Source organism: Pseudomonas sp. IT-P12 (assembly GCF_949767465.1).
Classification (GTDB): domain Bacteria; phylum Pseudomonadota; class Gammaproteobacteria; order Pseudomonadales; family Pseudomonadaceae; genus Aquipseudomonas.
Genome location: NZ_CATKPY010000021.1, coordinates 1,097,662 through 1,123,083, shown reverse-complemented (window position 1 = coordinate 1,123,083; position 25,422 = coordinate 1,097,662). Strand labels below are relative to the sequence as shown.

Below are 25,422 nucleotides of genomic sequence, written 5' to 3'. Positions count from 1 at the left end.
TGCTAGACTGCGCGGCATGAACTATCTCGCACATCTGCACCTCGGTGGCCAGCGTCCCGGTCAATTGCTCGGCAGCCTGTATGGCGATTTCGTCAAGGGACGGCTGCAAGGTCAGTTTGCCCCGGAGGTCGAAGCCGCCATCCAGCTGCATCGTCGTATCGACGTATTTACCGATCGCCATCCGCTGGTGGATGTGGCGCTGTCGCGCTTTTCACTGACCCGTCGGCGCTACGCCGGGATTGTGCTGGATGTGTTTTTCGACCACTGCCTGGCCCGGGACTGGGCGCTGTACGCCGACCGGCCGCTGGAGGTGTTCACCTCCGACGTGTATCGGGCGCTGTCCAGTGAGCCGCAACTGCCGGACCGCCTGGCGCGGATCGCACCTTATATGGTGGCGGACGACTGGTTGGGTTCTTACCGCGAGTTCGACGTGCTGGAACAGGTGCTGCGGGGTATTTCGAGGCGCCTGAGCAGGCCTGAGGAACTGGCGGGGGCGATGCAGGAGTTGCGCGCGCTGTATGAGCCGCTCAGTGAAGACTTCAGGTTGTTTTATCCACAGTTGCAGCTGTTTGCGCAAAGCCCTGAGACGCTCTGAATGCCTTGTGGGAGCGAGCCTGCTCGCGATGACATCCTCTGATTCAACATCATTGTTGAATGTTGGACCGTCATCGCGAGCAGGCTCGCCCCCACAGGGTTTTGCATTTTCCCGGCTCGATGCTTCAAGCCGCAATCGCCGGCCGCATTGGCGCTGGCTGGTGTTCCGCCGTCGCGCCGAACAATGCCTTCTGCACCGCCTGCTGCGCCTCGAACGCCAGTACCGCGCGCTCCCGGCCTTCGCAGACAATCGGCTTGAGCAGGTGAATCTCCACGTCGCCACGGTCGTTGGCGAACAGGCGCATCAGGTGCGACAGCAAGTCATCGTCACCAATGAACGGCGCCAGCGAGCACACGTGACCTTCGCGCAGATAACGGATGGCCACGGGTTGCAGCTTCACCTGGGAATCGATGGCCGCCGACAGCAGCCGGCCATGGAAAGTGCGCAACGAACGTCCGTCGGTGGTGGTGCCCTCCGGAAACATCAGCAGCGGATGGGCGTGTTCGAGGTGCCGGGTCATCTGCTTGCGGATCAACTGGCTGTCGCCCGAACCGCGACGGATGAACAGACTGCCGGCCTTGGCCGCCAGCCAGCCCGCCACGGGCCAGGTGCGCACTTCGGCCTTGGACAGGAACGACAGCGGCGTGAGCATGCCCAGCAGTGGAATGTCGGTCCAGGACACGTGATTGCTGACCCAGAGCATCGATTCCTTCGGCAGTTCACCGTGTACGGTCACGCGAAAGGGCAGGGCGTTGGTCAGGCGGGCCATGAAAAAACGCGACCAGCGCTGCCGACGGGCCATCGAATGAGCCATGCCCAGACGCTCGAACACATCAAAGACACTGGCCATGGCCAACCCCAGTGTCACCACCGCCAGGACTCGCGCGACCCGCGCGTACACCCGCAGGCGGCTCATTACACCGCCGCCTTGAAGTGCTTGGCATAGCGCGGGCAGAGTTCGTCGCGCTTGAGCAGGATGAACACGTCGGCGACCTGGAAGTCTTCGTCCCAGCAGGGCTCGCCGCAGATTTTCGCGCCCAGGCGCATGTAGGCCTTGAGCAGCGGCGGCATTTCGGCGATGACGTTGGAAGGGATGTCCAGGGCCGGCAACGGCTTTTTCGGTTCGGCCCGCAGGTGTTCGGTGCACAGGTAGCGCTCGCGCAGGCGCTGCATGATCGCATGGGCCTGGACGCCGCCGTCCTGCATCGGGATGCTCGCGCACCCCATCAGGTAACTGTAGCCACCCTGGTTTAGCACTTCGGCCAGTTCCCCCCAGAGCACGGCGATGGTGCCGCCGTTGCGATAGGCCGGGTCGACGCAGGTGCGACCGATTTCCAGAATCGGGCCCTTGAGGTGGACCAGGCCGTGCAGGCTGAATTCTTCTTCGCTGTAAAACTTGCCCAGGCTGCTGGCGGCCGTGTGGTCGAGCAGGCGGGTGGTCGCCACCAGGCGTCCGGTATTCAGGTCGCGCACGCCGATGTGGGCGCAGTGAACGTCATAGTCATCCATGTCCAGCCCCAGCTCCGCGCCTTTGAGCTTGGCGTCGAATTCGCCGCTGAACACGTTGAAGCGCAAGGCCTGGGCCTCCTGCAGGGCGTGGGCGCCGACCAGGCGTTCGGCTTGCAGGCGGCGTTCATTGCCGGTGTCGCTGATGCGGGCGATCTGAGTCATGGCGATTCTCCGTGCGGGCTGCTCACCCGTCTTTGGGTTACAGCGGATCGACTTTCTTTATCCAGCCTTGTTGTGCAAAGTCAGGCTATGTAGCCCCGGTGTCATCGCCGTTAAGCTTTGGTGATGCTTATATGACAGCCCTTGAGGAGCCTCCCATGCCCTGGCATACCCTGTTGCAACGCCGTGATCGCTTGCCTGCCCAGCCGGACCCGGGGGAGGGGTTCGCGGCCTTGTTGCGTGAGTTGGGGACGGTCACGCCGTTCGAGCTGGCGGTGGCCGGCGGGCGCCTGATGGCGACCCCGGGGCTGGCGTTCCTGGTGGGTTATCAGGCGGCGTTGCGCATGCTCTGGCCCAGCGCGCCGCTCAGCCTGGGCGCGTTGTGTGCCACCGAGCAGCGCAGCCTGCGGGCGGCGGACATGCAGACCCGGTTGAACGACCTGCGCCTGAGTGGGCGCAAGGATTTCGTCACCGCTGGCGATGCTGCCGACTGGCTGCTGGTCGCCGCCCGCAGCGAAGCGCCCGGCACCGATCCGCGCCTGAGTCTGGCAGTGGTCTACCCCGGCGAGCCCGGCGTGCACGTGGAAACACTGCCGCCCATGCCGCTGATGCCGGACCTCAGCCACGGGCGTCTGGTCCTGGACAATGCGCTGTGTGAATTGCTCGCGGGGGATGGCTGGGACGCGTACGTCAAACCGTTCCGCACCCTCGAAGATCTCTATGTGCTGAGCGCCATGGGCGCCTGGCTGTATGGTGTCGGCCAGGACTGCAATTGGCCGCAGACCTTGCAACTGCGTCTGCTGGCGTTGCTGGCCGGCTGTGCGGAAGTCAGCCGCCAGGCGCCGAACAACCCGTCCGGGCATGTCTTGCTGGGCGGGTTGTTTGCGCAGTTCGACGGGCTCAAGGCTGAGCTTGAGCAGGCACTGGCCGATGGACCGCCGCAGTGGGCGACGATGTGGCAGCGCGATCGGGCGGTGATGGACCTGGCGGCGGGGGCCAGAGCCAAACGGTTGGCCAAGGCACTCGCCTTGACCTGAAGGGCTCCATCGCGAGCAGGCTCGCTCCCACAATGACTTGTGTACGCCACCTACTCCATGTGGGAGCGAGCCTGCTCGCGATGGCGGCGGGATGAACTACACACATACACATACACATTCCGAAACTGTCATCAACCTCAGCTAACCTCACCCCGCCCATTCCCCAGAGCCCCCGCCATGTTCAAAGGCGTGTCCCTGATTGTCCTGCTGCTACTGAGCCTCACGGTCCACGCCGACACCTGGCCCGGCGAGCAATGGTCCACCGTGCCGGCTCCGGCCGGCCCGGCCCTCCAGGCGCTTGAAGCCTACGCCTTCCCGCCCCGTGACGACGCACACCGCACAGGCATCCGCACCGACGCCTTGCTGGTGATCCGCGACGGCCAGTTGATCTACGAACGCTACGCCGGCCCGACCACCGTCGACACCCCGCACCTGACCTGGTCGATCAGCAAGAGCCTGATGGCCACGGTGCTCGGCGTGGCCTATGGCGAGAGCCTGTTCAAGCTGGAGGATCCCGTGGCGAAGTTCTACCCGGCATTGGCCAGCCGCCCGGCGATGACCCTGGCCGACCTGCTGCACTGGGCCTCGGGCCTGGACTGGCAGGAGGACTACGAATACGCGCCGTTGAAGTCTTCGGTGGTGGCGATGCTCTATACCCGGGGCCAGCACGACATGGCCGGGTTCACCGCCGGTCACGCCGACTACGCCAAACCCGGTCAGGCCTTTCGCTATTCCAGCGGCGACAGCAACCTGCTGTCCGCCGCGCTGAAAAACATCGTCGGCCCGGCGCGTTATCCGGACTATCCCTGGAGCGCCCTGTTCGAGCCGCTGGGCATTCGTCATGCGATCTGGGAAACCGACGCTAGCGGCACCTTCGTCGCTTCGTCCTATGCCTACCTCACCGCGCGGGACCTGGCGCGGGTCGGTCTGTTGATGGCTCGCGACGGTCGTTGGGGCGACCGGCAATTGCTGCCCAGGGAGTGGGTGACCTTCAACCGCCAACCGTTCGAGCGCTACCGGGCCCATCAGGACGAAGCGGTGCCAGGTGGTCACTGGTGGCTCAATCGCGCGGCGGACGGCGCGTCCCGTCCCTGGCCCGACGCCCCGGCCGACACGTTCGCCGCACTGGGCCATTGGGGCCAGGCCTTGTACGTGATCCCCGGCGAACAGTTGGTGATCGTGCGCTACGGCGATGATCGCGACGGCAGTTATCGTCACAACGAGCTGTTGAAGCTGACCCGCCAGGCATTCGCCGGGGCGGCACGGCCATGACGCGCCGTCATTTTGTGCGCCGTCACCCAGTTGCCACACTGGGGCTGATCCTGCTGTTCGCCCTGTTCGGCTGGATCTGGCAGGAGCGCGTGGCGCTGTGGGCCTTCCCCGATATCATCAGCGCCTACACCGCCAAGGAATACTGCTCGTGCCGCTATGTGATGAACAACGATGCCGGGTATTGCCGCGGTTATGTGAAGCAGTGGCTGCCCGTCAGCGATTTCCACGATGACCCCGTTCAACAGCGCGTGTCGGTGAGCGGCCTGGGACGCAGTCACACTGCGCAATGGCTCGGCGAGCGCCGGGGTTGTCGCTTGAATCCCTGAAGACTCGATACCCGCGGTAACGGCTGGCGGTTTGCAACGGGCTCGCGGGCGGTTAAGGTTCGTGCAGGTTTATCTGCCCCACGAGTCTCTATGTGCAAACGGTCCCTCTCCAAAACCCTCGCCGCTGTGCTGTTGGCAGGAGCCACGTGCTCGGCCCAGGCCAATTGGTACCTGGACGGCGAGTCCTCGCGGCTGTCGTTCGTCAGTACCAAAAACGCCAACGTTGCCGAGGTGCAGCGTTTTCTGGTGCTGCATGGCAAGGTCAGCCCCAAGGGGCTGGCTGAGGTCGAGGTCGAGCTGGATTCGATCTACAGCGGCATCCCCCTGCGCGACGAGCGCATGCGCAAGGATTTGTTCGAGATCGAGCGCTTCCCCGAAGCGCTGATTTCCGCGCAGATCGATTTGCGCCCGATCAACGATCTGGCCTCCGGCGCGCAACTGGAACTGCGCTTGCCGGTCACCGTCAATCTCCACGGCAAACAGCATCAATACAACGCCGAACTGCTGGCCACCCGCCTCGACGACCGGCGTTTTCAGGTGGTGACCCTGGAACCGCTGGTGATCAATGCGGCGGACTTCGATCTGGCGCCGGGCCTGGATGCATTGCGCAAGACCGCCGGTTTATCGGCCATCAGCCTGTCGGTGCCGGTGGGTGCGGTGCTGATTTTCACGGCGCGCTGACATGCAAGGCGCGATTTTTCCCTGGCGTGAAGGCAATCACTTCGAACTGTTGATCGACGGTCCGCAGTTCTTCCCGCGGATGCTGGTGGCGATTGCCCGGGCCGAGGAACAGGTCGAGCTGGAGTTGTATCTGGTGGAAGCGGGCGAGTGCGCCGAAGCCATGGTCCAGGCCTTGGTCCAGGCGGCGGAGCGTGGCGTGCGGGTGCGCTGCCTGTTCGACGATTACGGCAGCCTGGCGTTTACCCTGACCTTGCGGCAGCGGCTGATGGCGGCGGGGGTGGAACTGCGGTTCTACAATCGCCTGAGCTGGCGGCGCTGGGTGGGTAACTTCTATCGCGATCACCGCAAGCTGTTGCTGGTCGATCAAAGCCTGGCGGTGGTGGGCGGGACCGGGGTCACCGATGAGTTCTGGTCGCCGAGTGAAAACACCAGCCAATGGCATGAAGTGATGGTGGAAATCACCGGCCCGCTGGTGATCGACTGGCAGTTGCTGTTCGATCGCCAGTGGATCGCCAACCGTCACCGGCGCGCCTGGAAACCCGCCGCGCATTTCGGCTTGCCGCGACTGCCGCGCCTGCCGTCCACGGGCGAGGGTATGGGGCGCGTGGCCTACGCCGATGCGCGTCAGCACCGTGACATCCTGCAATCGCTGGTGCGCGCGCTGAACAGCGGCCAGCGCCGGATCTGGCTGGCCACGCCGTACTTCCTGCCGACCTGGAAAGTGCGTCGCTCACTGCGCCGGGCGGCCGGTCGCGGGGTCGATGTACGGCTGTTGCTGACCGGTCCGCGCACCGATCACCCGTCGGTGCGCTACGCCGGGCATCGCTATTACCCGCGCCTGCTCAGGGCCGGGGTCAAAATATTCGAGTACCAGCCGTGTTTCCTGCACCTGAAAATGGTGCTGGTCGATGACTGGGTCAGCATCGGTTCGTGCAACTTCGATCACTGGAACCTGCGCTTCAACCTCGAAGCCAACCTCGAAGCGCTGGACCCGAGCCTGACCCGGGCGGTGGTGGCCAGTTTCGAGCAGGATTTCGCGTTGAGCCAGGAAGTCAGTCTGGAAGCCTGGAAGCGCCGGCCATTGTGGCGGCGGGTCAAGCAGAGGATCTGGGGATGGGTGGATCGGGTGGTGGTGAACCTGCTGGATCGGCGCGGCTAGCCGTCCCCGCCACAACCGGAGAGGGATAAAATGACTGTGGGAGCGAGCCTGCTCGCGATAGCGGCGTATCAGTCAACGATGATGTCGACTGAATGTCCGCTATCGCGAGCAGGCTCGCTCCCACAGATTCCACCGTTATGGTGTCGTTTTCGGCCTACAGCAACTCAAAACTCTGCTGCGTCACATCCTGTGAATCCAGGCCGATCTGCACGTTGAACTTGCCCGGCTCCGCTGCGTACTTGAGCTGGGTGTTGTAGAACTTCAGGTCGTCCTCGGTGATGGTGAAGTGCACGACTTTCTCTTCACCGGCCTTGAGCATGATTTTCTGGAAGTTCTTCAGTTCCTTGACCGGACGGATCATCGAGCCGGTCACGTCCTGGATGTACAGCTGCACCACGGTTTCGCCGTCACGCTTGCCGGTGTTTTTCACCGTGACGCTGGCGTCGAGCTTGCCGGTCTTGTTCAGCGTGGTCGATGACAGGGCCATGTCGCTCAGGCTGAAACCTGTGTAGCTCAGGCCGTAGCCGAACGGGAAGAGGGGGCCGGTGGTGTCGTCGAAGTACTGCGAGGTGTAGTTGCCCGGTTTGCCCGGTGTGAACGGCCGGCCAATGCTCAGGTGGTTGTAGTAGGTGGGAATCTGCCCCACCGAGCGTGGGAAGGTGATCGGCAGTTTGCCCGACGGGTTGTAGTCGCCGAACAGCACGTCGGCGATGGCGTTGCCGCCCTCGGTGCCGCTGAACCAGGTCTCCAGGATCGCGTCAGCCTGTTGGTTTTCGTCGAGCAGCGCCAACGGACGACCATTCATCAGCACCAGCACCAGCGGCTTGCCCGTGGCTTTCAGGGCGCGGATCAGTTCACGCTGGTTTTCCGGGATGTTCAGTTCGGTACGGCTCGACGATTCGTGGGACATGCCACGGGACTCGCCCACGGCGGCAACGACCACGTCAGCGTCCTTGGCCGCTTTGACCGCTTCGTCGATCAACACGTTGGCCGGGCGCGGATCGTCCACCACTTCCGGGGCATCGAAGTTGAGGAAGTTCAGGTAGTCGAGGACTTTCTTGTCGCTGGTGATGTTGGCGCCACGGGCGTAGATCAGCGTCGATGGGTCGCCGATCACATGGCTCATGCCGTCGAACAGGGTCACCGACTGCGCGGGACGACCGGCGGCGGCCCAGCTGCCCATCATGTCGATCGGCGCCTTGGCCAGCGGACCGACCAGGGCAATCTTCGCGGTTTTCTTCAGCGGCAGGGTTTCGTTGCTGTTTTTCAACAGCACCAGGCTGCGACGGGCCACGTCACGGGCATCCGCGCGGTGCAGGCGGCTGTCGGCGTAGGTGTCGACCGGATCGTCCTCGGCCTTGCCGATGCGCAGGTACGGGTCCTTGAACAGGCCCATGTCGTACTTGGCGTCGAGCACCGCGCGCACGGCGTTGTCGATGTCGCTCTGCTGGATCTCGCCGGACTTGAGCAGCCCCGGCAGTTCCTTGCCGTACAGGGTGTCGTTCATGCTCATGTGGATGCCGGCCTTGATGGCCAGCTTCGCGGCCTCGCGACCGTCGCGCGCGACGCCGTGCTTGATCAGCTCGAAAATCGCCCCGTGGTCACTGACCGCCAGGCCCTTGAAGCCCCATTCCTTGCGCAGCAGGTCGTTCATCAACCAGGTGTTGGACGTGGCCGGCACGCCGTTGATCGAGTTCAACGCCACCATCACCCCACCCGCACCGGCGTCGATGGCCGCGCGGTACGGTGGCAGGTAGTCCTGGTACATCTTGACCGGGCTCATGTCGACCACGTTGTAGTCGCGGCCGCCCTCGACCGCGCCGTACAGGGCGAAGTGCTTGACGCTGGCCATGATGCTGTCGGCTGCGTTGGCGCCGGCCCCCTGGAACGCCTTGACCATCACTGCGGCAATGCGCGACACCAGGTAGGTGTCCTCGCCAAAGCCTTCGGAGGTACGGCCCCAGCGCGGGTCGCGGGAGATGTCGACCATCGGCGCGAAGGTGATGTCGAGGCTGTCGGCGGCAGCTTCCTTGGCGGCAACGCGCCCGGAGCGGCCAATGGCGTCCATGTCCCAGCTCGAGGCAAGCGCCAGCGGAATCGGGAAAATGGTGCGGTGGCCGTGGATCACGTCGTAGGCGAAGAACATCGGGATCTTCAGCCGGCTACGCATCGCGGCGTCCTGCATCGGACGGTTTTCCGGGCGGGTGATCGAGTTGAACGTGCCACCGATGTTGCCGTCGGCGATCTCCTTGCGGATCATCTCCCGGGGCATTTCCGGGCCGATGCTGATCAGGCGCAACTGGCCGATTTTTTCATCGAGGGTCATCTGCTTCATCAGGTTGCTGATGAAGGCGTCCTTGTTCTCCAGCGGCGGGGGTGTCGTGGCGGCCAATACGTTATGACTGGCCAGGCTGACGAGCAGTCCCAGCAAACACAGCTTCTTCATGAATAGTTTTCTCAAGGGCCTAAACGGCAGTCGATACACGCCGATCAGCCAAAAGTTAGGGAGCGACTATTGTTGTTCAGGTAAATGCAGCAAACTTCTGCAGGGTTTTTTTGTGCTGGTGCATCTTTTAGCCCATCGGCTGGATGCAATCCAGTGCGGTGGCAGATTATGCCCGAAGAGTGGATCGGACGGTCGCTGGTTGCGGCTTGAAGGTCGACGGTTCAATGGATGAGGCAAGGGAGCAAAATCAAATGAATGCACGACACCACACCCGATCGGGCCTGCAGGTCACCGTCCTGCTGCTGGGCACCTTGCTGGCCGGTTGCGGCATCAACAACATTCCGACCCTGGACGAACAGGCCAAGGCCGCCTGGGGCCAGGTGCAGAACCAGTACCAGCGTCGTGCCGACCTGATCCCCAACCTGGTGGAGACCGTCAAGGGTTACGCCAGGCACGAGGAAGAAACCCTGACCGCCGTGATCGAGGCGCGGGCGAAGGCGACGTCCATCCAGGTGGATGCCAGCACCCTGGACAACCCCGAACGACTCAAGCAGTTCCAGCAGGCGCAGGACCAGTTGACCGGCGCCCTGAGCCGCTTGATGGTGGTGTCCGAGCGTTATCCGGACCTCAAGGCCAACCAGAATTTCCTGGCGTTGCAATCGCAGCTCGAAGGCACCGAGAATCGCATCGCCGTGGCCCGTCGCGACTTCATTCTGGCGGTGCAGAACTACAACACCGAAATCCGTACCTTCCCGGGGCGCTTGTGGCACACCGTGATGTACAGCAACCTGCCGATCCGTGAAACCTTCGAGGCCACCAGCCCTGGCGCCGAAAAAGCGCCTGAAGTGAAGTTCTGACCGGCCTGAAGCGTCACCACGGACGAGGTTGCCAATGCGCGTGTTGAAAGTGGGCCTGGTGCTGTTGCTGTGGGTGTTTGCCCTGACGGCCCAGGCTGAGCTGAAGTTTCCCGAACTGACCGGGCGGGTGGTGGACAACGCCCGGATGATCGAACCGGCGGTGCGCGAGCAACTGACGCAACAGCTCGCCGCCCATGAAAGCGCCACCGGCGAGCAATTGGTGGTGGTGACGTTGCCGGACCTGCAGGGCGCCGAGATCGCCGATTTCGGCTATCAGCTCGGCCGCCATTGGGGCATCGGCCAGAAGGACAGGAACAACGGCGCGCTGCTGATCGTCGCGCGCGATGAGCGCAAGCTGCGGATTGAAGTCGGCTACGGCCTGGAAGAGCGCCTGACCGATGCGCAGAGTTCGGTGATCATCAACCAGGTGATCACCCCGGCGTTCAAAGCCGGCAACTTCAGCAAGGGCATCAGCGACGGGGTCGCGGCGATGCTGGTGGTGTTGGGCGGCAACCCGCTGGACGAGCCGTCGACCCTTTATGAGTCGAACGGTGACCAGGGCGACTTCGTGTCCCGGCATCCGGGGATTTTCGTGTTTCTGGTGATGCTGTTCATCCTGACGATTTTCGTCCTGCAGATGCTCGGCATCCTGCCGGCCGGCCGGGGAGGTTCAGGCGGTTCCGGTGGTGGCTTTGGCGGTGGTGGTTTTGGTGGCGGCGGGGGCGGCGGGGGCTTCAGCGGCGGCGGGGGCAGTTTCGGGGGCGGCGGGTCGTCGGGCGGCTGGTGATCACAATAATCGATGGGCACTTTCAGACATGGCATTACTGACCGAACACGAACAGCGCAAAGTCGCCGAGGCGATTGCCCGGGTCGAGCGTGACACCGACGCCGAACTGGTGACGGTACTCGCGGCCCGTGCCGACGATTATGCGTACATCCCGTTGCTGTGGGCCAGCCTGCTGGCGCTGGTGGTGCCGGGTGTCGTGCATTACCTGACGGGATGGCTGACCATGAACAGCCTGCTGCTGGTGCAGTGGATCACCTTCATCGTGCTGTGCCTGCTGTTTCGACTACCGAAGGTCACCACGCACCTGGTCCCGCGTTCCGTGCGTCACTGGCGTGCCTCGAACCTGGCGCGTCGGCAGTTCCTGGCGCAGAACCTTCACCACACTGTGGGCAGCACCGGCATGCTGATTTTCGTCTGCGAAGCCGAGCGTTATGTGGAAATCCTGGTGGATGAGGGCATTTCCAGCCGGCTGGATAACCAGCACTGGGCGTCCATCGTTGCAGCCTTCACCCGGCAGGTGAAGCAGGGCCAGACGTTGCAGGGCTTCGTCACCTGCGTCGAGGCCTGCGGTGAGTTGCTCAAGGTGCATGTGCCGGTCACCCACGTGCGCAACGAGCTGCCCAATCGCCTGGTGGTCCTGGGCTGAATCCGGATTCCCCTGTGGGAACGCGCCGTTCGTAAATAACTGCGTGTCCTGAGCCGCCATCCCCCCTAAAATGCCCGCCATTCCCGATTCGCTCCGCCCGAGGCCGTTTTCTCCATGTCCGTCACCGCCACACCCGCCAGCCTCGCGCCGGACCACCACGCCCAGTTCATCGACCTGCTGCAAGGAAGCCTCGACGCCAACGCCTTCATCAAACTGGTGTTGGCCAAGTACGTTGGCGGCGAAGCGGACCTGCAGCGGCTGATCATCAAGCAACTGACGGTGAAGGACCAGCCGTGCCTGTCTTTCGTCTACCGCTACAAGACCCGTGACATCACCAAGAACCTGCCGCTGGCCGAAGGCGTGGCGAGCATTGCCGCGCTGTTGCCGACCTCGTTCAAAAATGCGCATTTGTTGTCGCTGACCGACGAAGCCCAGCTCGAATACAGCAAAAAGGGCAAGTCTTCACTGTTCAAGAGCAAACCCCAGCAATTGCGTGAAGTGCCCTCCACCGGGCACAACCGCGAAAAAAACCGGTTTCTCGACCTCGGCCGGCCGTTTCTCGCCGACCTCGGGGTGACGAACAGCCAGCATGAGCTGATCCCGGCGATGTCGCGCAAGTGGAAGCAGATCAACAAGTTCATCGAGGTCTTCAGCCATGCGCTGACGTCCTCGCCGCTGGCGCTGGACCAGCCGGTGCGGGTGGCAGACTTCGGTTCGGGCAAGGGGTACCTGACGTTCGCGATCCACGACTACCTGCGCAACACCTTGAACACCCAGGCTGAGGTGACCGGTGTCGAGCTGCGCGAAGACATGGTCACCCTGTGCAATGCCGCGGCCGCCAAGCTCGATCATCCGGGGCTGGTGTTCAAGTGCGGTGACGTGCGCAGCGTCGCGCCGAGCGAGCTGGAGGTGATGATCGCCCTGCATGCCTGCGACATTGCCACCGACTACGCGATCCACACGGGCATTCGGTCCGGCGCGTCGATCATCATGTGCTCGCCGTGCTGCCACAAGCAGATCCGCCTGCAAATCCAGAGCCCGGTGCTGCTCAAGCCGATGCTGCAATACGGCTTGCACCTCGGCCAGCAGGCGGAAATGGTCACCGACAGCTTGCGTGCGCTGTTCCTGGAAGCTTGCGGTTACGAGACCAAGGTGTTCGAGTTCATCTCACTGGAACACACCAACAAGAACAAGATGATCCTGGCGGTCAAGCGCGCCGAGCCGGTGGACCCGGCCCAGTTGCTGGTGAAAATCCAGGAACTGAAGGATTTCTACCGCATCACCGAGCATTGCCTGGAAACCCTGCTGCGCGCCGACGGTTTTCTCTAGTCCTCTGTCGGAGCGAGCCTGCTGGCGAAAGGGCCGCCCCAGCCAACATTGTCGTTGACGGTCAGTCCGACTTCGCGAGCAGGCTCGCTCCCCCATGAGGTTTCACTGCGGTCTTGCGACCGAGCATCACGGTGACGATGACCCCGACCGCAAACAGCCAGGTGATCGGCTCGACATGCTCGCCAAAAAACAGCGCTGAAAACGCGATGGTGAAGAAGATCTGCAGCAGCTGGATCTGGCTGACCCGGGCAATCCCGCCCATCGCCAGCCCGGCGTACCAGGCAAAGAAGCCGATGAACTGCGAGAACAGCGCGACGTAGCCGAACGCCCACCACGTCCTGGCCGAGACTTCGCCCTGGTGTTGCAGCGCCAGGTACAGCACCGGCCCGATCAATAGCGGCGTCGACAGCACCAGTGCCCAGCAGATCACCTGCCAGCCGCCCATTTCCCGGGCCAGCCGACCACCTTCGGCATAGCCCAGGCCCCCCAGGCCAATTGCGCCGAGCATCAGCAGATCGCCCGCCTGAATGCTGCCGGCACCGCTGATCAGCGCGTAACCGAGTACCAGTGCACTGCCCAGCGCGGCGCAGGCCCAAAAGGCTTTCGACGGTCGTTCGTGGGACAGCCAGGCGGCGTATAGCGCCACACACAGTGGTTGCAGGCCGTTGACCAGTGCGCCGTGGGACGCCGGCAAGGTTTGCATGGCCCAGGCCGAGAGCACCGGGAAACCGAGGATCACCCCGGCGATGACCAGGGTCAGGCCTTTGAACTGTTTCCAGGTCGGCCACTTTTCCCGGCGCCAGAGCAACAGGAGCGCGGCCGGAACCGCCGCGAACAGGGCGCGACCGAGGCCGTTCAACAGCGGGTGCAGTTCCTGCACGACAACCCGGGTAAAGGGCAGGGTGAGGCTGAAAATCACAACGCCCAGCAGGCCGAGGGCCATGCCGGTGTTTTCGCGCGAGGACATGATGGCAACCAGAATCAGGGTGACGGGGACAGTGTTCATCTAGCCATAAACCCGCGGCTTTTCGCTGTTACAGCTAGGTGCAGAGTTATCCGTACAGTTTGAGGGCCCCATCGCGAGCAGGGCTCGCTCCCACAAGGGTTAGGTGTCGTACGCAAGTCCAGTGTGGGAGCGAGCCTGCTCGCGATGAACGATAACGCGGTCCCGAGGTAGTAGCTGGTTATTACCCACCTCCCCGTATTGGGACTACCTTGAATACTCCCAAGCATTTCCCAGAGGAGTCCTCCCCATGGCTGCCAAGAAAATCCTGATGCTGGTCGGTGATTACGTCGAAGACTATGAAGTGATGGTGCCCTTCCAGGCCCTGTTGATGGTCGGTCACACGGTGCACGCCGTCTGCCCGGACAAGTCCGCCGGCCAGACGGTGCGTACGGCGATCCACGACTTTGAAGGCGACCAGACCTACAGCGAAAAACCGGGCCACCTGTTTGCGTTGAACTTCGATTTCGCCCAGGTCGCGGAGGCCGACTACGATGCGTTGCTGATACCCGGCGGTCGGGCGCCAGAATACCTGCGGCTGAACGAGAACGTCCTGGCGCTGGTGCGGGCTTTCGACAAGGCCGGCAAGCCGATCGCGGCGGTGTGCCATGGTGCGCAACTGCTCGCCGCGGCAGGCATTCTTGAAGGTCGCGAATGCAGCGCGTACCCGGCCTGTGCGCCGGAAGTGCGCCTGGCGGGTGGCAAGTTCGTCGATATCCCGGTGACGGAAGGTCACGTTCAAGGCAATCTGGCCACTGCCCCGGCGTGGCCGGCGCATCCGAGCTGGCTCGCCGGCTTCCTTGGCCTGCTGGGCACCCGAATCACGCTGTAGCGAGGGACTTTTGCATGTGCGAGCTCTACGTCAAGGCCGATCCGATTCTCTATGAGTCGCGCTCCCGCTCGCTGCGCATCTGCGGCGTGGTGACCACGTTGCGGCTGGAGAATCAATTCTGGGACATCCTCAGCGAAATTGCCGAGGTCGACGGCATGACCACCAACCAGCTGATCGCCAAGCTGTATGAAGAGGTGATGGACTATCGCGGCGAAGTGGTGAATTTCGCCTCGTTCCTGCGGGTCAGTTGCATGCGATATCTGTCGCAGCGCCGGGTGCAGGCGCCGGAGTTGTCGGTGGTGCGGGCGGTGGCGAAGTAACCTGGGCCGACTCAGCCCCGGAACGATCGAAGCACCTTCCCATGAGGCAGGCGTGGCGAAACCGCGCGGACGGTCTTTACTGTCAGGCAACGTTCACTGGATCAATCCACAGGAGCAGCACCATGTCCGGATGGTATGAGTTGAGCAAAACCAGCATTGGCCAGTTTCGCTTCGTGCTGAAGGCGGCAAACGCCGAAACCATTCTGAACAGCGAGCACTACACCACCCGCAGCGCCGCGGAAAACGGCATTGCCGCGGTGCAGAAGAACAGCCCGCTGGATGAGCGCTACGAGAAAAAGACCACCAAGGACGGTCATCCGTACTTCAACCTCAAGGCGGCCAACCACGAAATCATTGGCAGCAGCGAAGCCTATTCTTCCGAGGCGGCGCGGGACAAAGGCATCGCCAGTGTCAAGGCCAATGGCCCGACCACGGTGATCAAGGACAAGACCTTGCCGGTGCTGTAAAGACCCTGGGAGCGAGCCTGCTCGCTCCCACCCGTCGACTTAAACCTCGACAGGAACCGCCAGCTTCGGATCGCCCAGCGCATGGGTCTTTGAATCGAAGAAGCGCAGTTCTGATCCGGTCCCCTCGAACACCTTCGTATAGTGCCGCTTCTGGTGCTGGATAAACGCCTTGCTGCGCGGGTAGATCGAGATCGCCACCCGTGCCGGTTTTGCCTGGCGCAACGCGTGAATGAGGTGGCTGTCCTGCTCACCCAGCGCATGCCCGAAGAGGCACAACCCTTCGCCATGCGCCAGTAACTGCTCATAGCAGAACGACAGGTAATCCGAACTGCGAATGGTCTTGAGCTTGTCGGCGCTCGACCCTTCGTTGATGAACAGCGGCACATCGTCCAGCGTCTTGATCGTGTTGTTGATCGCAAAGCTGCCGAGCAACGTCGCCTCGGTGGAGGTCAGTTTGCGCGCCGTGCCGTCCTGGTTGCGCACCAAGTGCAGGCCGCCGTGCAGGTACAGCACGCGGGTTTTATCGGTAGCCGTGGCGCTCAGGTCAAAGCCCGGCTCGGCGCCCTGGAACAGATCGTCGAGGGTGCCGGGCTGATGCTGGAGCGCCCAATGGGTGAGCAGATCGTAGTTGCTGCTGAACACCGTCCGGTAGCGTCCCAGCTCCTGATTGATGGTCGCCAGTGTTGCGGGCTGCACCAGTCGCCAGGGAATGTGCACGGCGTGCACACTGTTGATCAGTGCTTCCTTGATCGCGTAGTAGCGATTGCGCGGTGCGGCGGAACTGACGGCCAGGGCCTTGTTCACCCGGCTGGTGGTTTTCAGCGCGCCCAGCACCTGCTCGAAACTGCGAGTCTGCAAGGCATCGAACACACTCAGTTCGGAGGGGCTCAGCGGCTTTTCTTCGACGGTGCGGGCGTTTTCGAACAGCGAGTCATAGCCGAAGTCGTCCCACACCGCGCGACTGGCGCCGTTACCCAGCAGCAAGCCGCTGAACGAGGCGCTGGCGCGCAGCGCGTTCCAGTCTTCAAGCTGGGCATCGACATCCTGGAAATCGGTCATTGCGGGGTCGTCTCAAAAAGCCAAAGGTCAGATGGGTGGCGACTTTATCACGACCCGTCCTTGAGCCAGATCAAGTCAATCATTGGCCGATGGGTCGATGCTGTCGGTGGCCGCCGGATCGAACAGGCGATACGGCCCAGACCTGGAGACTCGCGCATGAGCAGCACCTTTTTTATCCCCGCCGTGAATATCATGGGCAACGGTTGCCTTGACGAAGCAATGGACGCTATCCGCAACTACGGCTTTCGCAAGGCGCTGATCGTCACCGACGTGGGGCTGGCCAAGGCCGGGGTGGCGGCGATGATTGCCGAAAAACTGCGGATGCGCGACATCGACTCGGTGATTTTCGACGGCGCCAAGCCCAACCCCAGCATTGCCAACGTCGAGAGCGGCCTGGGCCTGCTCAAGGAAAGCCACTGTGATTTCGTGGTGTCGTTGGGCGGCGGTTCGCCCCATGACTGCGCCAAAGGCATTGCCTTGTGCGCGACCAACGGCGGGCAGATCCGCGATTACGAAGGCGTCGATCAGTCGAGCAAGCCACAACTGCCGCTGATCGCCATCAACACCACCGCCGGTACCGCCAGCGAGATGACCCGTTTCTGCATCATCACCGACGAAACGCGCCACGTGAAAATGGCCATCGTCGACCGCAATGTCACGCCGCTGCTGTCGGTCAACGACCCGGCGCTGATGGTGGCCATGCCCAGGAGCCTGACCGCCGCCACCGGCATGGACGCGCTGACCCATGCCATCGAAGCCTATGTGTCCACCGCAGCCAACCCGATCACCGACGCCTGCGCGTTGAAAGCGATCACCCTGATCAGCAACAACCTGCGCCTGGCCGTGCGTGACGGCAGCGATATCGAAGCCCGGGAGAACATGGCGTACGCGCAATTTCTGGCCGGCATGGCGTTCAACAACGCGTCGTTGGGTTACGTGCACGCCATGGCTCACCAATTGGGCGGTTTCTACGACCTGCCACATGGCGTGTGCAACGCCGTGCTGCTGCCCCATGTGCAAAGCTTCAACGCGATGGTCTGCGCCGATCGTCTGACCGATGTCGCCCATGCCATGAGCGCCGACATCCGCGGCTTCAGCCCGGAAGAGGGGGCCCAGGCCGCCCTGTCGGCGATCCGCAGCCTGGCCAGGGACGTCGAGATTCCTGCCGGCCTGCGAGCACTCGGCGCTCGCCTCAATGACATCCCGACCCTGGCCAGCAACGCCTTGAAAGACGCCTGTGGCCTGACCAACCCGCGTGCGGCGGATCAACGCCAGATCGAGGAGATTTTCCTCAGCGCGTTCTGACCCGAGCCAGCCCCGAACACCCATGGATGGATCGGGGTCGGCAGCGTTTTGGGTGAAAGGGCACCCTATGGGAGCGGGCTTGCTCGCGAAGGCGCCGTGTCAGTCGATGCACATTTGCCTGACCCACCGTCTTCGCGAGCAAGCCCGCTCCCACACGGGGATTCGGGAACAGCACTCGCGCGATTGATCCAACCCCATTAGGATCGAGCCGCCGATATCGCCCAAAACCCGAGGTGCCCCAGCTTGCTCACCGGCCTCAATCATCTGACCCTCGCAGTCACCGACCTGGCTCGCAGCGTGGCGTTCTACCGCGACCTGCTGCAACTCCAGCTCCACGCCACGTGGGACGACGGCGCCTATTTATCGCTGCCCGGCCTGTGGCTGTGTCTTTCCCGGGATCCGCTGCGCAACGCCGCGCCCGCCGCCGATTACACCCATTACGCCTTTACCTGCGACGCCTCGGACTTCCCGTCGCTCGTCGCCGGCCTTCGTGCCGCCAATGTCCCGGCGTGGCGCGACAACCGCAGCGAAGGCGACTCGTTCTATTTCCTCGACCCGGATGGCCACAAGCTCGAAGTGCATGTCGGGGATCTGGCGTCGCGCCTGGCGGCCTGCCGGCAGCAGCCGTATGCGGGAATGAAGTTCTTCGACGAGCAGTGAGTCGATTTCCCGAGAGCTGATATAGACTTGCGCCCACTCACCCGTCCGTTCGAAAGGATTTTCCCGATGACCCCCTCGCTGTTGATGGCCGTTCTCGCCTCGGGCTTCATCTATGGCATCACGCCTGGGCCGGGTGTGCTGGCGGTGTTCGGCATTGGCGCGGCGCGCGGGCGACGGGCCGGGGCCGGCTTTTTGTGCGGGCATTTGCTTGGCGACGTGGTCTGGTGCAGCACGGCGCTGATCGCGATTGTCGGTGCACGGGAAATCGGCAGTACCGCGTTTGACGTGCTGGGCGTGCTCAGTGGCTTGTACCTGTTCTGGCTCGGGCTGCGCGCCGTGCGGGCCAGACGCAGCAGCGCCGAGCAACCCCAGGGCCCGGCACGGCAACCGTTCTGGCATGGCGTGCTGTTCGGCCTGACCAACCCCAAGGCGTATCCGGTGGCGGTGGCGACCTTCACCGCGCTGCTGTCCAGCCGGGCAGAACTGCTGCACTGGGCGATGCTGCCATGGCTGATCGTCCTGAGCTTCGTCGGTGGTCTGGCAGCCTACGCGATCCTTGTTGGCATTGTCGGTGCGCAGCAGGTCCGCAGCCTTTATCAACGGCATGAGCTACTGATCACCCGGTTGTGCGGGGTGATGTTCATCGGCTTCGCCATCAACGCCCTGGTGCATGCCCTGCCGGGGCTGATGCCGAACAAGGCTTGAGGCATGACCACCAGGAACTCCGCGCCGCTGGCGAGTTACATCGATCTGCTGCTGGACGCCGTTTGTGCGGTGGATAAGCAGGGCCGCTTTGTGTTTGTCAGCGCGGCCTGCGAGCGTATTTTCGGTTATGCGCCGGACGAGCTCATCGGTCAGCCGATGATCGAAATGGTGCATCCCGCCGATCGGCAGCGCACGCTCGACGCCGCGCGAGAGATCATGGGCGGCGAGCCCAAGCTCAATTTCGAGAACCGCTACCTGCGCAAGGATGGCCGGGTGGTGCACATCCTGTGGTCGGCGCGCTGGTCGGAAGTCGATCAGTTGCGCATCGCCGTGGCTCGCGACATCACCGACCGCAAGCAGGCCGAGTCCCGCCAGGCGGCGTTGTATGCGATTTCCGAAGCGGCCCACGCAGCGGAAGACCTGCTGGCGTTGTTCAAGCGCATCCACCTGATCATTGGCGAATGGCTGCCGGCACTGAATTTCTCCGTCGCGCTGTATGACGAACACGGCGCCCGGATCAACTTCCCTTATCACGTCGACGACCACGAACAACAACCCGAACAGCCCGGAACGGCCACCGGGCGGCTGTGCGCCGAAGTGATCCGCAGTGGCCAGCCGATCCTGCTGACGCCGGGTCAGGAGGATGCACCGCCGGGGTTCGAGCAACTGGTCGCAGGCCAGCAGGCGCCGTGCTGGCTGGGCGTGCCCTTGAACTCGCAGAAAGGCACCATCGGCGCGTTGATCGTTAAAAGCGTGGCCGGCGGCCAGCGCTATACCGAGCAGGACAAGGAAATGCTGCAATTCGTCTGTGCCCAGGTCGCGACCGCGATCGAGCGCAAGCAATTGCACGCACGGCTGCAGCACATGGCCCAATACGATCAACTGACCCAGCTGCCGAACCGCGAGCTGCTGCGTGATCGGCTCAAGGCCTCGCTGACCCTGGCCAGACTGGACAGCGGGCGCATGGCGTTGCTGTACGTCGACCTGGACCGCTTCAAGGAGGTCAACGACACCCACGGTCATGCGGTCGGCGACATGCTGTTGCAAGCGGTGGCCAATCGGCTCAAGGGCTGCGTGCGCGAAACCGACACCGTGGCGCGCATCGGCGGTGATGAATTCGTGGTGCTGCTGCACAGCATCCGGGCGGCCGAAGACGCCGACAGTGTCGCCGCCAAGATCCGAGTGGTCCTTGCACAACCCTTGCGGCTGGAGGGCCACAGTCTGCACATCCAGCCGAGCATTGGCGTGGCTCATTTCCCCGAACACGGCACCGAGGAACAGCAGTTGTTCCGTCATGCCGACGAGGCCATGTACTGCGCCAAGCGGCAGCATCATCTCGGTGACAAGGTCTGAGCGCGCCGCGCCGTTCGTCGCTTCATGCCGTGATTTTTCTAAACCTTTGCCGTGATGAAAATTCTCAACTAAGGCGGGCTCCTGCTCGCCGCGATCATCACCAAGAGGTAGAGAATCATGCCTAACTCAAGAAACTCGAACTCGGGCAATTTCGCCAACGATCGAACCAAGGCGTCTGAAGCGGGTCGCAAAGGTGGGAAAACTACCACCACGACCGTCGATAAAGAGCCTTCGAAACCCGACATGGGCCGCAAAGGTGGTCAGAAATCCAAGTAGTGGTGACAGTAGTTTTGATTGAGAGGCGGGAGCGAAAGCTCCCGTTTGAATGTTCACTGAAGGAGGGCGCGACCATGAGCTGGATGGCCACCCCATTACGCAACGCCGGTTTTGCCACGTTACTGGGCCTGTTTGCCTGCAATGCCTTTGCCCAGTCCCCTGCCGAATTCATCAACGATGCCTCGGCCAAAGGCATGGCGGACATCGAAGCCAGTCGCCTGGCGCACCAGAAATCCGAGTCCCGGGAGGTCAAGGATTACACCATCGTGGTGATCAACGACCGCACCACCGCCAACCAGCACCTGGCCAAGATCGCCAAGCAACTGGATCTGCCCGTGGCCCCACGGGAAGAAGTGGTCGACAAGGCCAAAGCCCTGATGCCTGAAGTGAAGGAAGGCGCGACATTCGACCAGGCCTACGCCGCCAGTCAGGTCAAGACCACCCAGGAAGCCATCGAGCAACTGCAACAGCAGGCGCAGACCACCGACATCCCGGAAATCAAGGCCTTCGCCGAAGAAACCCTGCCCAAGCTGCAAAACCACCTGCAGATGGCCAAGGCGTTGCAAGCCACTCGGTAATCCCACTCGATACCTGAAACACCCACGGCGTCTGACTGACATCAGGCGCCGTTTTTTGTGCTCAGCAGTCGTTCAGGTCGATTTTTTTCTTGCTACTGGTCGCCAGGCCCGCCAGCGCGTGCACCTCGTTTTCGCCCATGCTGCGGTAGTGTTTGCGCAGCGCCTCCAGTTGCTTGAGATCGAGCAGTTCCAGTCCCAGCATGGCGTTCTGCGCTTCCTTGTTAACCCGCAGCAACTCGTCGATTTTCAGGTGCAGGATGTCCGTGTCGCGGTTCTGCGTATTCTGGATCAGGAACACCATCAGAAAGGTAATGATCGTGGTGGAGGTATTGATGATCAGCTGCCACGTGTCGTTGTAATCAAAAATCGGCCCGCTCAACCCCCACAACCCAATGAGAATCAACGCCCCCATGAAGGTCTTGGGGCTACCGGCCCACAGGGCGAGCTTCTGCGAGATCTTTGCGAATTTCATTGCCGTGTTCCTTATAGGGATGCGCCTGAAGGTGAGACAGCGCGGGCGGGATGAAAATTCTGCTTACATTTGCAGCCTTGAGGAGCGGGCAAAGCGCGCTTGAACAGGTATGTTAGCGAACCGGTATTTCGCACCGACAGGAGAACCCGATGACCTGGTCTGCCAAACAATACGTTGCCTTTGAAGATGAACGCACACGCCCGGCGCGTGACTTGCTGGCGGCCCTCCCGCCGGGGGACGTGCGTTCGGCTATCGACATCGGGTGCGGCCCCGGCAATTCGACCCAGTTGCTGGTCGAGCGCTTCAGCGGCGCCACGGTGCGTGGCGTCGACAGTTCTGCGGACATGATCGAGGCGGCCCGCCAGCGCCTGCCGCAGGTGCAGTTCGACACCGTCGATATCGGCAGCTGGAACGACAGCGGACCGTTCGACGTGATCTTCGCCAACGCGGTGCTGCAATGGCTGCCCGATCACGACACATTGTTGCCCTCGCTGGTCGCGCGCCTGACCGAAGGCGGCAGCCTGGCGATCCAGATGCCCGACACCCTCAACCAACCGTCCCATCGCCTGATGCACGAAGTAGCCGCCGCCGGTCCGTGGGCCGGCAAGCTGGCCGATGCCGCCGGACAACGCACGGACATCGCCAGTGCCAGCGATTATTACTCGATGCTCAAACCGCACTGTTCGAGGGTCGATGTATGGCTGACCACTTACCATCACCCGCTGGCACAAGGCGTTTCAGGCGTGGTCGAGTGGTTCAAGGGCAGCGGTTTGCGGCCGTTTCTGCAGCCGCTCAATGACACGGAAAAAACACAGTTCCTCGAGCAATACCTTGCCGCCGTCGAGCAGGCGTATCCGGTGTTACCGGATGGCTCGGTGCTGCTGCCGTTTCCACGGTTGTTCATTGTTGCGACGCGCTGATGCCAGAAACGGACCGATCACGTCATCGGTCCTTTTTGTTGCTGCTCAGGTACTCGAAAAGAAACGACGCAAAGCCGAACAACCCAATCATTGAAACGATCATGAGCCCCAACTCCGAGTTTTCCATGCTGCTCTCCGTGTGGAAGGTGAGCGGGGAGAGTAGGGGATCCGCTGGCGGAAGGGGCGCCGAGATACGCCGTGTTTATGCGCTTGCGAGGAAGTTTACGAGGTCTATACGGCAGGCCGGATCCTGCTCATGAAAACCGGCCGCAGGGCGCCGGTTCGAGCAGGGTTGAACCCGGCACATCACCGCTGTTGCAGCACCTTGAGGGCCGCCGAAGCCAGAAAGCCTGAACGGCTTTTCTCTTCGGGATGATTCAAGACGTATTCGTCGATGCGGTTGAGCAAGTAGCCCGGTAGCGTAATGTTCAGTTTCTGTGCTTTGCCCAGATACCTGGTGACATCGATGTCCACCACCGCCCACATGCATCCAGCGTACTGCGGGTTGGCAGCATGCAGCGTAACCTTGTTCGCGGGCGGGATCGGTAGACCGTCTTCGGCCAGAATCTCGAAATGCCCTTCAATGGCTTCGCGCGCCATGGTCATTGCATCATCCAGGTCGTCACCTGCAGAGAAGCACCCCGGGATATCCGGCACTTCAACGCCCCAGGCGTGTTCTTCATCGCCCATCGAAATCGCAATCGGGTAAAGCATGTTGATCGTCCTCCAGAGACGCCACGCATGTGTCAGAGCAGCGCCTGTTGCAAAATACTCACGGCCGTTTTTTAAGCAGGTCATTTTTCGGATGGGGAACTGTCACCAACCCAGGCTTGCTCGGATGCTTGAAATGATGATGACTGCCTCTGATTCGAACCAGATACCAGCCATCCGCAACGATTTGGCTTATCAAAAAACGGCTATTCACATCACCTCCGTGTGGTGTGATTCGGTGGTTACTATACCTACTCATTTCCTATGGTCAACACTATAACCACCGAACGGTTCAATGCGAGAAGGTACGGTGGTAGTGATGGAGTTTAGGAGGGGGTGGGGGGCGCAGGGCCTTGTCAGCCGTGTTCTGTATTGCAGGATTTTGCCAGGTAAGCACTGGAGGTAAGCCAGCGATTGGCTTGAGCCCAAAGCAACGCGTTTGGCGGCCAGCGGTGTTCAAACCAAATCCCGGGCATAAAAAAACCGGCCATCGAGGCCGGTTTTTTCTTACCTGCATCCCCCGTCGAAAGTGACGTGGGAGCAAAATTTTGTGGAGCGGGTAGAGGGAATCGAACCCTCAACTAAAGCTTGGGAAGCTTTCGTTTTGCCACTAAACTATACCCGCTCAGAGCGGGTGACTTTGTACCAGATGCGCGCCCGGAATTGAAGTTTTTTTCTTTGTATTTCCCTCAACTGACGGTCATTCGCGAGCAAGCTCGCTCCTACAGCGATTCCGTTAACGCTGTAGGGCAAAGGCTGCTCGCGATGACGCTGTTTCAGATGGCCAATGCATGGTGGTCCTGGACGAAGTGGTAACGCGTTCGGCTGGCTTGCGGCTCAGGCTTCAGGAAGTCGAGCAGTGCGTTGCGGCTGTCCCGGCAAGCGGCTTTGTGTTCCATGTCGAGAAAGTGGCCGGTCGCTTCCACAGTGGTGAACGTGGCGTGTTGCACATGGTTGGCGAATAACCGGGCGTCGCTGGCGGCGGTGTATTCGTCCCATTCGCCGTTCATGAACAGCACCGGCACGTTGACTTTCTTCGCCGCGTTCAGATAGCACTGGCGATCGCTGTGCAACACGTCGTTGATGTGGAAGTGCATCTGCCCGTATTCGTGCTCGGCCAGAGAGCTGACGTGGCGGTAGTTGAAGCGCTTGAACAACGACGGCAGGTGCTTGCCGATGGTGTCGTTCACCAGGTGCCCGACCCGGTCGCCGTCGCGGCTGCCCAGGTAGTCGACGCCGCGCTCGAGGTAGTCGAGCATGTGCGCGTTGATCACCGGGGAAAACGAGCTGATCACGGCTTTTTCGATGCGCCGTGGCCGCTGTGACAAGGCGGTCAGGGTCGCGGCGCCACCCCAGGAAAACGACAGCACATGTTCGGCGGCGAAGTGGTCGATCAGCTCCAGGAGGATCTGCCCTTCGATTTCCTTGGTGAGCATTTTCTCATGCAGGTTGTGGGGCTTGGACTTGCCCGCGTAGGGCTGGTCGTAGCACACCACGTTGAACTGCGGATGGAGGTTTTTCACGGTTTGTGCAAACGACGCAGTCGTGGCCATCGAGCCGTTGACCAGAATAATGGTCTTTTCTGCGGCGTCTGCGCGATAGAACTCCGTGTAAACCCGATACTGACCCTGTATATCCAGCACAGCGATTTCTGGCCTCATGTCATAAGACTCCTGGCAAGCGGGTATGCGCGCAAATGAGATTGCACGAGCTTTGTGACAGGTAGGCATATGCCTGGAATGTTGCGGGCCCATGTCGATCCATTGCAGTCCGGTCGACGGGTGTTGTTATTGGCGGGCAGTCTGTCGGCCTGAGGCGGAGCCTGATGGCTCTCTAACCGACAAAAAGTTTCTTAGAGGTATGGGGTGACTCATCGGTCACATTTTGGCCGACGTCCTGATTCAAGCAGGGGGGCCGTGATCGCGCAAGTGCCGTTGGTAAATTGTTCGACAACATCT

General features: G+C 62.0%; 28 protein-coding genes, 1 tRNA gene and 1 pseudogene. 20 read left to right on the top strand and 10 right to left on the bottom strand.

All coding sequences use genetic code 11. The features are described from left to right. The first annotated feature begins 16 nt into the window (after nucleotides 1–16). Nucleotides 17–595 (top strand): ACP phosphodiesterase, encoded by a 579-nt coding sequence (locus ACM6IM_RS14200; protein ID WP_201196547.1) that lies wholly within the window; start codon nucleotides 17–19, stop codon nucleotides 593–595. 124 nt (nucleotides 596–719) lie between these two features. Here ACM6IM_RS14200 and ACM6IM_RS14195 read toward each other — a convergent pair whose 3' ends face one another. Next, complete coding sequence (locus tag ACM6IM_RS14195; RefSeq protein WP_414865443.1) at nucleotides 720–1,511, bottom strand: lysophospholipid acyltransferase family protein; 792 nt, start codon at nucleotides 1,509–1,511, stop codon at nucleotides 720–722. After that, complete coding sequence (olsB, locus tag ACM6IM_RS14190; protein WP_192302384.1) at nucleotides 1,511–2,266, bottom strand: L-ornithine N(alpha)-acyltransferase; 756 nt, start codon at nucleotides 2,264–2,266, stop codon at nucleotides 1,511–1,513. Before olsB ends, ACM6IM_RS14195 begins: the two co-directional genes overlap by 1 nt. Before the next feature lie 155 nt (nucleotides 2,267–2,421). Here olsB and ACM6IM_RS14185 point away from each other — a divergent pair, with 155 nt between their 5' ends. The 5 genes from ACM6IM_RS14185 (at nucleotide 2,422) to ACM6IM_RS14165 (ending at nucleotide 6,738) form a co-directional block, all read left to right on the top strand. Beyond that, nucleotides 2,422–3,300, top strand: coding sequence for an acyl-CoA dehydrogenase family protein (locus ACM6IM_RS14185; RefSeq protein WP_414865442.1), 879 nt, complete (start codon nucleotides 2,422–2,424; stop codon nucleotides 3,298–3,300). Between the two features lie 177 nt (nucleotides 3,301–3,477). Then, on the top strand, nucleotides 3,478–4,572 hold the full coding sequence (locus tag ACM6IM_RS14180; RefSeq protein WP_414865441.1) for a serine hydrolase domain-containing protein: 1,095 nt from the start codon (nucleotides 3,478–3,480) through the stop codon (nucleotides 4,570–4,572). Continuing rightward, nucleotides 4,569–4,898, top strand: coding sequence for an amidase (locus ACM6IM_RS14175; RefSeq protein ID WP_201196538.1), 330 nt, complete (start codon nucleotides 4,569–4,571; stop codon nucleotides 4,896–4,898). Before ACM6IM_RS14180 ends, ACM6IM_RS14175 begins: the two co-directional genes overlap by 4 nt. Before the next feature lie 90 nt (nucleotides 4,899–4,988). Next, nucleotides 4,989–5,579 carry a YceI family protein gene (locus ACM6IM_RS14170; protein WP_414865440.1) on the top strand — a complete coding sequence of 197 codons (591 nt, stop codon included), beginning with the start codon at nucleotides 4,989–4,991 and terminating at the stop codon, nucleotides 5,577–5,579. 1 nt (nucleotide 5,580) lies between these two features. After that, on the top strand, nucleotides 5,581–6,738 hold the full coding sequence (locus tag ACM6IM_RS14165; protein ID WP_201196532.1) for a phospholipase D-like domain-containing protein: 1,158 nt from the start codon (nucleotides 5,581–5,583) through the stop codon (nucleotides 6,736–6,738). A 154-nt stretch (nucleotides 6,739–6,892) separates the two neighbouring features. Here the strand turns inward: ACM6IM_RS14165 and bglX are convergent, their stop codons facing one another. Continuing rightward, nucleotides 6,893–9,184, bottom strand: coding sequence for a beta-glucosidase BglX (gene bglX / locus ACM6IM_RS14160; RefSeq protein WP_192302378.1), 2,292 nt, complete (start codon nucleotides 9,182–9,184; stop codon nucleotides 6,893–6,895). Nucleotides 9,185–9,435: 251 nt separating this feature from the next. Here bglX and ACM6IM_RS14155 point away from each other — a divergent pair, with 251 nt between their 5' ends. From ACM6IM_RS14155 to ACM6IM_RS14140, 4 genes are all read left to right on the top strand, one after another. Beyond that, entirely contained in the window at nucleotides 9,436–10,041 is a 606-nt protein-coding gene (locus ACM6IM_RS14155; RefSeq protein WP_414865439.1) for a LemA family protein, read from the top strand. A 34-nt stretch (nucleotides 10,042–10,075) separates the two neighbouring features. Beyond that, on the top strand, nucleotides 10,076–10,828 hold the full coding sequence (locus ACM6IM_RS14150) for a TPM domain-containing protein (RefSeq protein ID WP_192302376.1): 753 nt from the start codon (nucleotides 10,076–10,078) through the stop codon (nucleotides 10,826–10,828). Nucleotides 10,829–10,856: 28 nt separating this feature from the next. Next, a complete protein-coding gene (locus ACM6IM_RS14145) occupies nucleotides 10,857–11,474 on the top strand; it encodes a TPM domain-containing protein (RefSeq protein WP_201196303.1) in 618 nt (205 codons plus the stop codon). A gap of 114 nt (nucleotides 11,475–11,588) precedes the next feature. Continuing rightward, entirely contained in the window at nucleotides 11,589–12,803 is a 1,215-nt protein-coding gene (locus ACM6IM_RS14140) for a class I SAM-dependent methyltransferase (RefSeq protein ID WP_414865438.1), read from the top strand. Nucleotides 12,804–12,864: 61 nt separating this feature from the next. On the opposite strand, the gene ACM6IM_RS14135 is transcribed toward ACM6IM_RS14140, so the two are convergent. After that, the gene (locus ACM6IM_RS14135) at nucleotides 12,865–13,770 is read right to left on the bottom strand and encodes a DMT family transporter (RefSeq protein ID WP_414865500.1); all 906 of its coding nucleotides are present in this window, start codon (nucleotides 13,768–13,770) and stop codon (nucleotides 12,865–12,867) included. A 286-nt stretch (nucleotides 13,771–14,056) separates the two neighbouring features. On the opposite strand from ACM6IM_RS14135, the gene ACM6IM_RS14130 reads away from it, so the two are divergent. The 3 genes from ACM6IM_RS14130 to ACM6IM_RS14120 all read left to right on the top strand — a co-directional run bounded on the left by ACM6IM_RS14130 (nucleotide 14,057) and on the right by ACM6IM_RS14120 (nucleotide 15,425). After that, nucleotides 14,057–14,638 carry a DJ-1/PfpI family protein gene (locus tag ACM6IM_RS14130; RefSeq protein ID WP_192302373.1) on the top strand — a complete coding sequence of 194 codons (582 nt, stop codon included), beginning with the start codon at nucleotides 14,057–14,059 and terminating at the stop codon, nucleotides 14,636–14,638. 14 nt (nucleotides 14,639–14,652) lie between these two features. Beyond that, nucleotides 14,653–14,958 (top strand): ribbon-helix-helix domain-containing protein, encoded by a 306-nt coding sequence (locus ACM6IM_RS14125; protein WP_414865437.1) that lies wholly within the window; start codon nucleotides 14,653–14,655, stop codon nucleotides 14,956–14,958. A 122-nt stretch (nucleotides 14,959–15,080) separates the two neighbouring features. Then, the gene (locus ACM6IM_RS14120; RefSeq protein ID WP_201196290.1) at nucleotides 15,081–15,425 is read left to right on the top strand and encodes a YegP family protein; all 345 of its coding nucleotides are present in this window, start codon (nucleotides 15,081–15,083) and stop codon (nucleotides 15,423–15,425) included. 39 nt (nucleotides 15,426–15,464) lie between these two features. On the opposite strand, the gene ACM6IM_RS14115 is transcribed toward ACM6IM_RS14120, so the two are convergent. Beyond that, nucleotides 15,465–16,484, bottom strand: a complete 1,020-nt coding sequence (locus ACM6IM_RS14115) for a DUF4917 family protein (protein WP_414865436.1) — start codon at nucleotides 16,482–16,484, stop codon at nucleotides 15,465–15,467. 156 nt (nucleotides 16,485–16,640) lie between these two features. Here ACM6IM_RS14115 and yiaY point away from each other — a divergent pair, with 156 nt between their 5' ends. The 6 genes from yiaY (at nucleotide 16,641) to ACM6IM_RS14085 (ending at nucleotide 21,361) form a co-directional block, all read left to right on the top strand. Continuing rightward, nucleotides 16,641–17,789 carry an L-threonine dehydrogenase gene (yiaY, locus tag ACM6IM_RS14110; protein WP_192302369.1) on the top strand — a complete coding sequence of 383 codons (1,149 nt, stop codon included), beginning with the start codon at nucleotides 16,641–16,643 and terminating at the stop codon, nucleotides 17,787–17,789. Nucleotides 17,790–18,032: 243 nt separating this feature from the next. After that, nucleotides 18,033–18,449, top strand: a complete 417-nt coding sequence (fos, locus tag ACM6IM_RS14105; RefSeq protein WP_414865435.1) for a fosfomycin resistance glutathione transferase — start codon at nucleotides 18,033–18,035, stop codon at nucleotides 18,447–18,449. Between the two features lie 66 nt (nucleotides 18,450–18,515). Continuing rightward, nucleotides 18,516–19,154 carry a LysE family translocator gene (locus ACM6IM_RS14100; RefSeq protein WP_414865434.1) on the top strand — a complete coding sequence of 213 codons (639 nt, stop codon included), beginning with the start codon at nucleotides 18,516–18,518 and terminating at the stop codon, nucleotides 19,152–19,154. 3 nt (nucleotides 19,155–19,157) lie between these two features. Next, a complete protein-coding gene (locus tag ACM6IM_RS14095; RefSeq protein WP_414865433.1) occupies nucleotides 19,158–20,507 on the top strand; it encodes a diguanylate cyclase domain-containing protein in 1,350 nt (449 codons plus the stop codon). 117 nt (nucleotides 20,508–20,624) lie between these two features. Next, nucleotides 20,625–20,783 (top strand): KGG domain-containing protein, encoded by a 159-nt coding sequence (locus ACM6IM_RS14090; RefSeq protein WP_157712152.1) that lies wholly within the window; start codon nucleotides 20,625–20,627, stop codon nucleotides 20,781–20,783. A 74-nt stretch (nucleotides 20,784–20,857) separates the two neighbouring features. Continuing rightward, complete coding sequence (locus tag ACM6IM_RS14085) at nucleotides 20,858–21,361, top strand: DUF4142 domain-containing protein (protein WP_414865432.1); 504 nt, start codon at nucleotides 20,858–20,860, stop codon at nucleotides 21,359–21,361. A gap of 61 nt (nucleotides 21,362–21,422) precedes the next feature. Here ACM6IM_RS14085 and ACM6IM_RS14080 read toward each other — a convergent pair whose 3' ends face one another. Beyond that, nucleotides 21,423–21,833 carry a low affinity iron permease family protein gene (locus ACM6IM_RS14080; RefSeq protein WP_414865431.1) on the bottom strand — a complete coding sequence of 137 codons (411 nt, stop codon included), beginning with the start codon at nucleotides 21,831–21,833 and terminating at the stop codon, nucleotides 21,423–21,425. A gap of 149 nt (nucleotides 21,834–21,982) precedes the next feature. On the opposite strand from ACM6IM_RS14080, the gene tam reads away from it, so the two are divergent. Continuing rightward, a complete protein-coding gene (tam, locus tag ACM6IM_RS14075; protein WP_414865430.1) occupies nucleotides 21,983–22,753 on the top strand; it encodes a trans-aconitate 2-methyltransferase in 771 nt (256 codons plus the stop codon). Between the two features lie 306 nt (nucleotides 22,754–23,059). On the opposite strand, the gene ACM6IM_RS14070 is transcribed toward tam, so the two are convergent. The 4 genes and pseudogenes from ACM6IM_RS14070 to ACM6IM_RS14055 form a co-directional block, all read right to left on the bottom strand. Beyond that, the gene (locus ACM6IM_RS14070) at nucleotides 23,060–23,467 is read right to left on the bottom strand and encodes a type II toxin-antitoxin system HicB family antitoxin (RefSeq protein ID WP_414865429.1); all 408 of its coding nucleotides are present in this window, start codon (nucleotides 23,465–23,467) and stop codon (nucleotides 23,060–23,062) included. Between the two features lie 32 nt (nucleotides 23,468–23,499). Further along, nucleotides 23,500–23,678 (bottom strand): annotated as a pseudogene (locus tag ACM6IM_RS14065) (type II toxin-antitoxin system HicA family toxin). Nucleotides 23,679–24,015: 337 nt separating this feature from the next. After that, nucleotides 24,016–24,089 (bottom strand) — tRNA-Gly (locus ACM6IM_RS14060). A gap of 151 nt (nucleotides 24,090–24,240) precedes the next feature. Continuing rightward, the gene (locus ACM6IM_RS14055) at nucleotides 24,241–25,125 is read right to left on the bottom strand and encodes an alpha/beta fold hydrolase (protein ID WP_201196197.1); all 885 of its coding nucleotides are present in this window, start codon (nucleotides 25,123–25,125) and stop codon (nucleotides 24,241–24,243) included. Nucleotides 25,126–25,422: the final 297 nt, after the last annotated feature.

Excerpts from the sequence above, each read along its gene's own strand:
- ACM6IM_RS14200 (WP_201196547.1), top strand. The coding sequence starts at position 17 with ATGAACTATCTCGCACATCTGCACCTCGGTGGCCAGCGTCCCGGTCAA.
- ACM6IM_RS14195 (WP_414865443.1), bottom strand. The coding sequence starts at position 1,511 with ATGAGCCGCCTGCGGGTGTACGCGCGGGTCGCGCGAGTCCTGGCGGTG.
- olsB (WP_192302384.1), bottom strand. The coding sequence starts at position 2,266 with ATGACTCAGATCGCCCGCATCAGCGACACCGGCAATGAACGCCGCCTG.
- ACM6IM_RS14185 (WP_414865442.1), top strand. The coding sequence starts at position 2,422 with ATGCCCTGGCATACCCTGTTGCAACGCCGTGATCGCTTGCCTGCCCAG.
- ACM6IM_RS14180 (WP_414865441.1), top strand. The coding sequence starts at position 3,478 with ATGTTCAAAGGCGTGTCCCTGATTGTCCTGCTGCTACTGAGCCTCACG.
- ACM6IM_RS14175 (WP_201196538.1), top strand. The coding sequence starts at position 4,569 with ATGACGCGCCGTCATTTTGTGCGCCGTCACCCAGTTGCCACACTGGGG.
- ACM6IM_RS14170 (WP_414865440.1), top strand. The coding sequence starts at position 4,989 with ATGTGCAAACGGTCCCTCTCCAAAACCCTCGCCGCTGTGCTGTTGGCA.
- ACM6IM_RS14165 (WP_201196532.1), top strand. The coding sequence starts at position 5,581 with ATGCAAGGCGCGATTTTTCCCTGGCGTGAAGGCAATCACTTCGAACTG.
- bglX (WP_192302378.1), bottom strand. The coding sequence starts at position 9,184 with ATGAAGAAGCTGTGTTTGCTGGGACTGCTCGTCAGCCTGGCCAGTCAT.
- ACM6IM_RS14155 (WP_414865439.1), top strand. The coding sequence starts at position 9,436 with ATGAATGCACGACACCACACCCGATCGGGCCTGCAGGTCACCGTCCTG.
- ACM6IM_RS14150 (WP_192302376.1), top strand. The coding sequence starts at position 10,076 with ATGCGCGTGTTGAAAGTGGGCCTGGTGCTGTTGCTGTGGGTGTTTGCC.
- ACM6IM_RS14145 (WP_201196303.1), top strand. The coding sequence starts at position 10,857 with ATGGCATTACTGACCGAACACGAACAGCGCAAAGTCGCCGAGGCGATT.
- ACM6IM_RS14140 (WP_414865438.1), top strand. The coding sequence starts at position 11,589 with ATGTCCGTCACCGCCACACCCGCCAGCCTCGCGCCGGACCACCACGCC.
- ACM6IM_RS14135 (WP_414865500.1), bottom strand. The coding sequence starts at position 13,770 with ATGTCCTCGCGCGAAAACACCGGCATGGCCCTCGGCCTGCTGGGCGTT.
- ACM6IM_RS14130 (WP_192302373.1), top strand. The coding sequence starts at position 14,057 with ATGGCTGCCAAGAAAATCCTGATGCTGGTCGGTGATTACGTCGAAGAC.
- ACM6IM_RS14125 (WP_414865437.1), top strand. The coding sequence starts at position 14,653 with ATGTGCGAGCTCTACGTCAAGGCCGATCCGATTCTCTATGAGTCGCGC.
- ACM6IM_RS14120 (WP_201196290.1), top strand. The coding sequence starts at position 15,081 with ATGTCCGGATGGTATGAGTTGAGCAAAACCAGCATTGGCCAGTTTCGC.
- ACM6IM_RS14115 (WP_414865436.1), bottom strand. The coding sequence starts at position 16,484 with ATGACCGATTTCCAGGATGTCGATGCCCAGCTTGAAGACTGGAACGCG.
- yiaY (WP_192302369.1), top strand. The coding sequence starts at position 16,641 with ATGAGCAGCACCTTTTTTATCCCCGCCGTGAATATCATGGGCAACGGT.
- ACM6IM_RS14100 (WP_414865434.1), top strand. The coding sequence starts at position 18,516 with ATGACCCCCTCGCTGTTGATGGCCGTTCTCGCCTCGGGCTTCATCTAT.
- ACM6IM_RS14095 (WP_414865433.1), top strand. The coding sequence starts at position 19,158 with ATGACCACCAGGAACTCCGCGCCGCTGGCGAGTTACATCGATCTGCTG.
- ACM6IM_RS14090 (WP_157712152.1), top strand. The coding sequence starts at position 20,625 with ATGCCTAACTCAAGAAACTCGAACTCGGGCAATTTCGCCAACGATCGA.
- ACM6IM_RS14085 (WP_414865432.1), top strand. The coding sequence starts at position 20,858 with ATGAGCTGGATGGCCACCCCATTACGCAACGCCGGTTTTGCCACGTTA.
- ACM6IM_RS14080 (WP_414865431.1), bottom strand. The coding sequence starts at position 21,833 with ATGAAATTCGCAAAGATCTCGCAGAAGCTCGCCCTGTGGGCCGGTAGC.
- tam (WP_414865430.1), top strand. The coding sequence starts at position 21,983 with ATGACCTGGTCTGCCAAACAATACGTTGCCTTTGAAGATGAACGCACA.
- ACM6IM_RS14070 (WP_414865429.1), bottom strand. The coding sequence starts at position 23,467 with ATGCTTTACCCGATTGCGATTTCGATGGGCGATGAAGAACACGCCTGG.
- ACM6IM_RS14055 (WP_201196197.1), bottom strand. The coding sequence starts at position 25,125 with ATGAGGCCAGAAATCGCTGTGCTGGATATACAGGGTCAGTATCGGGTT.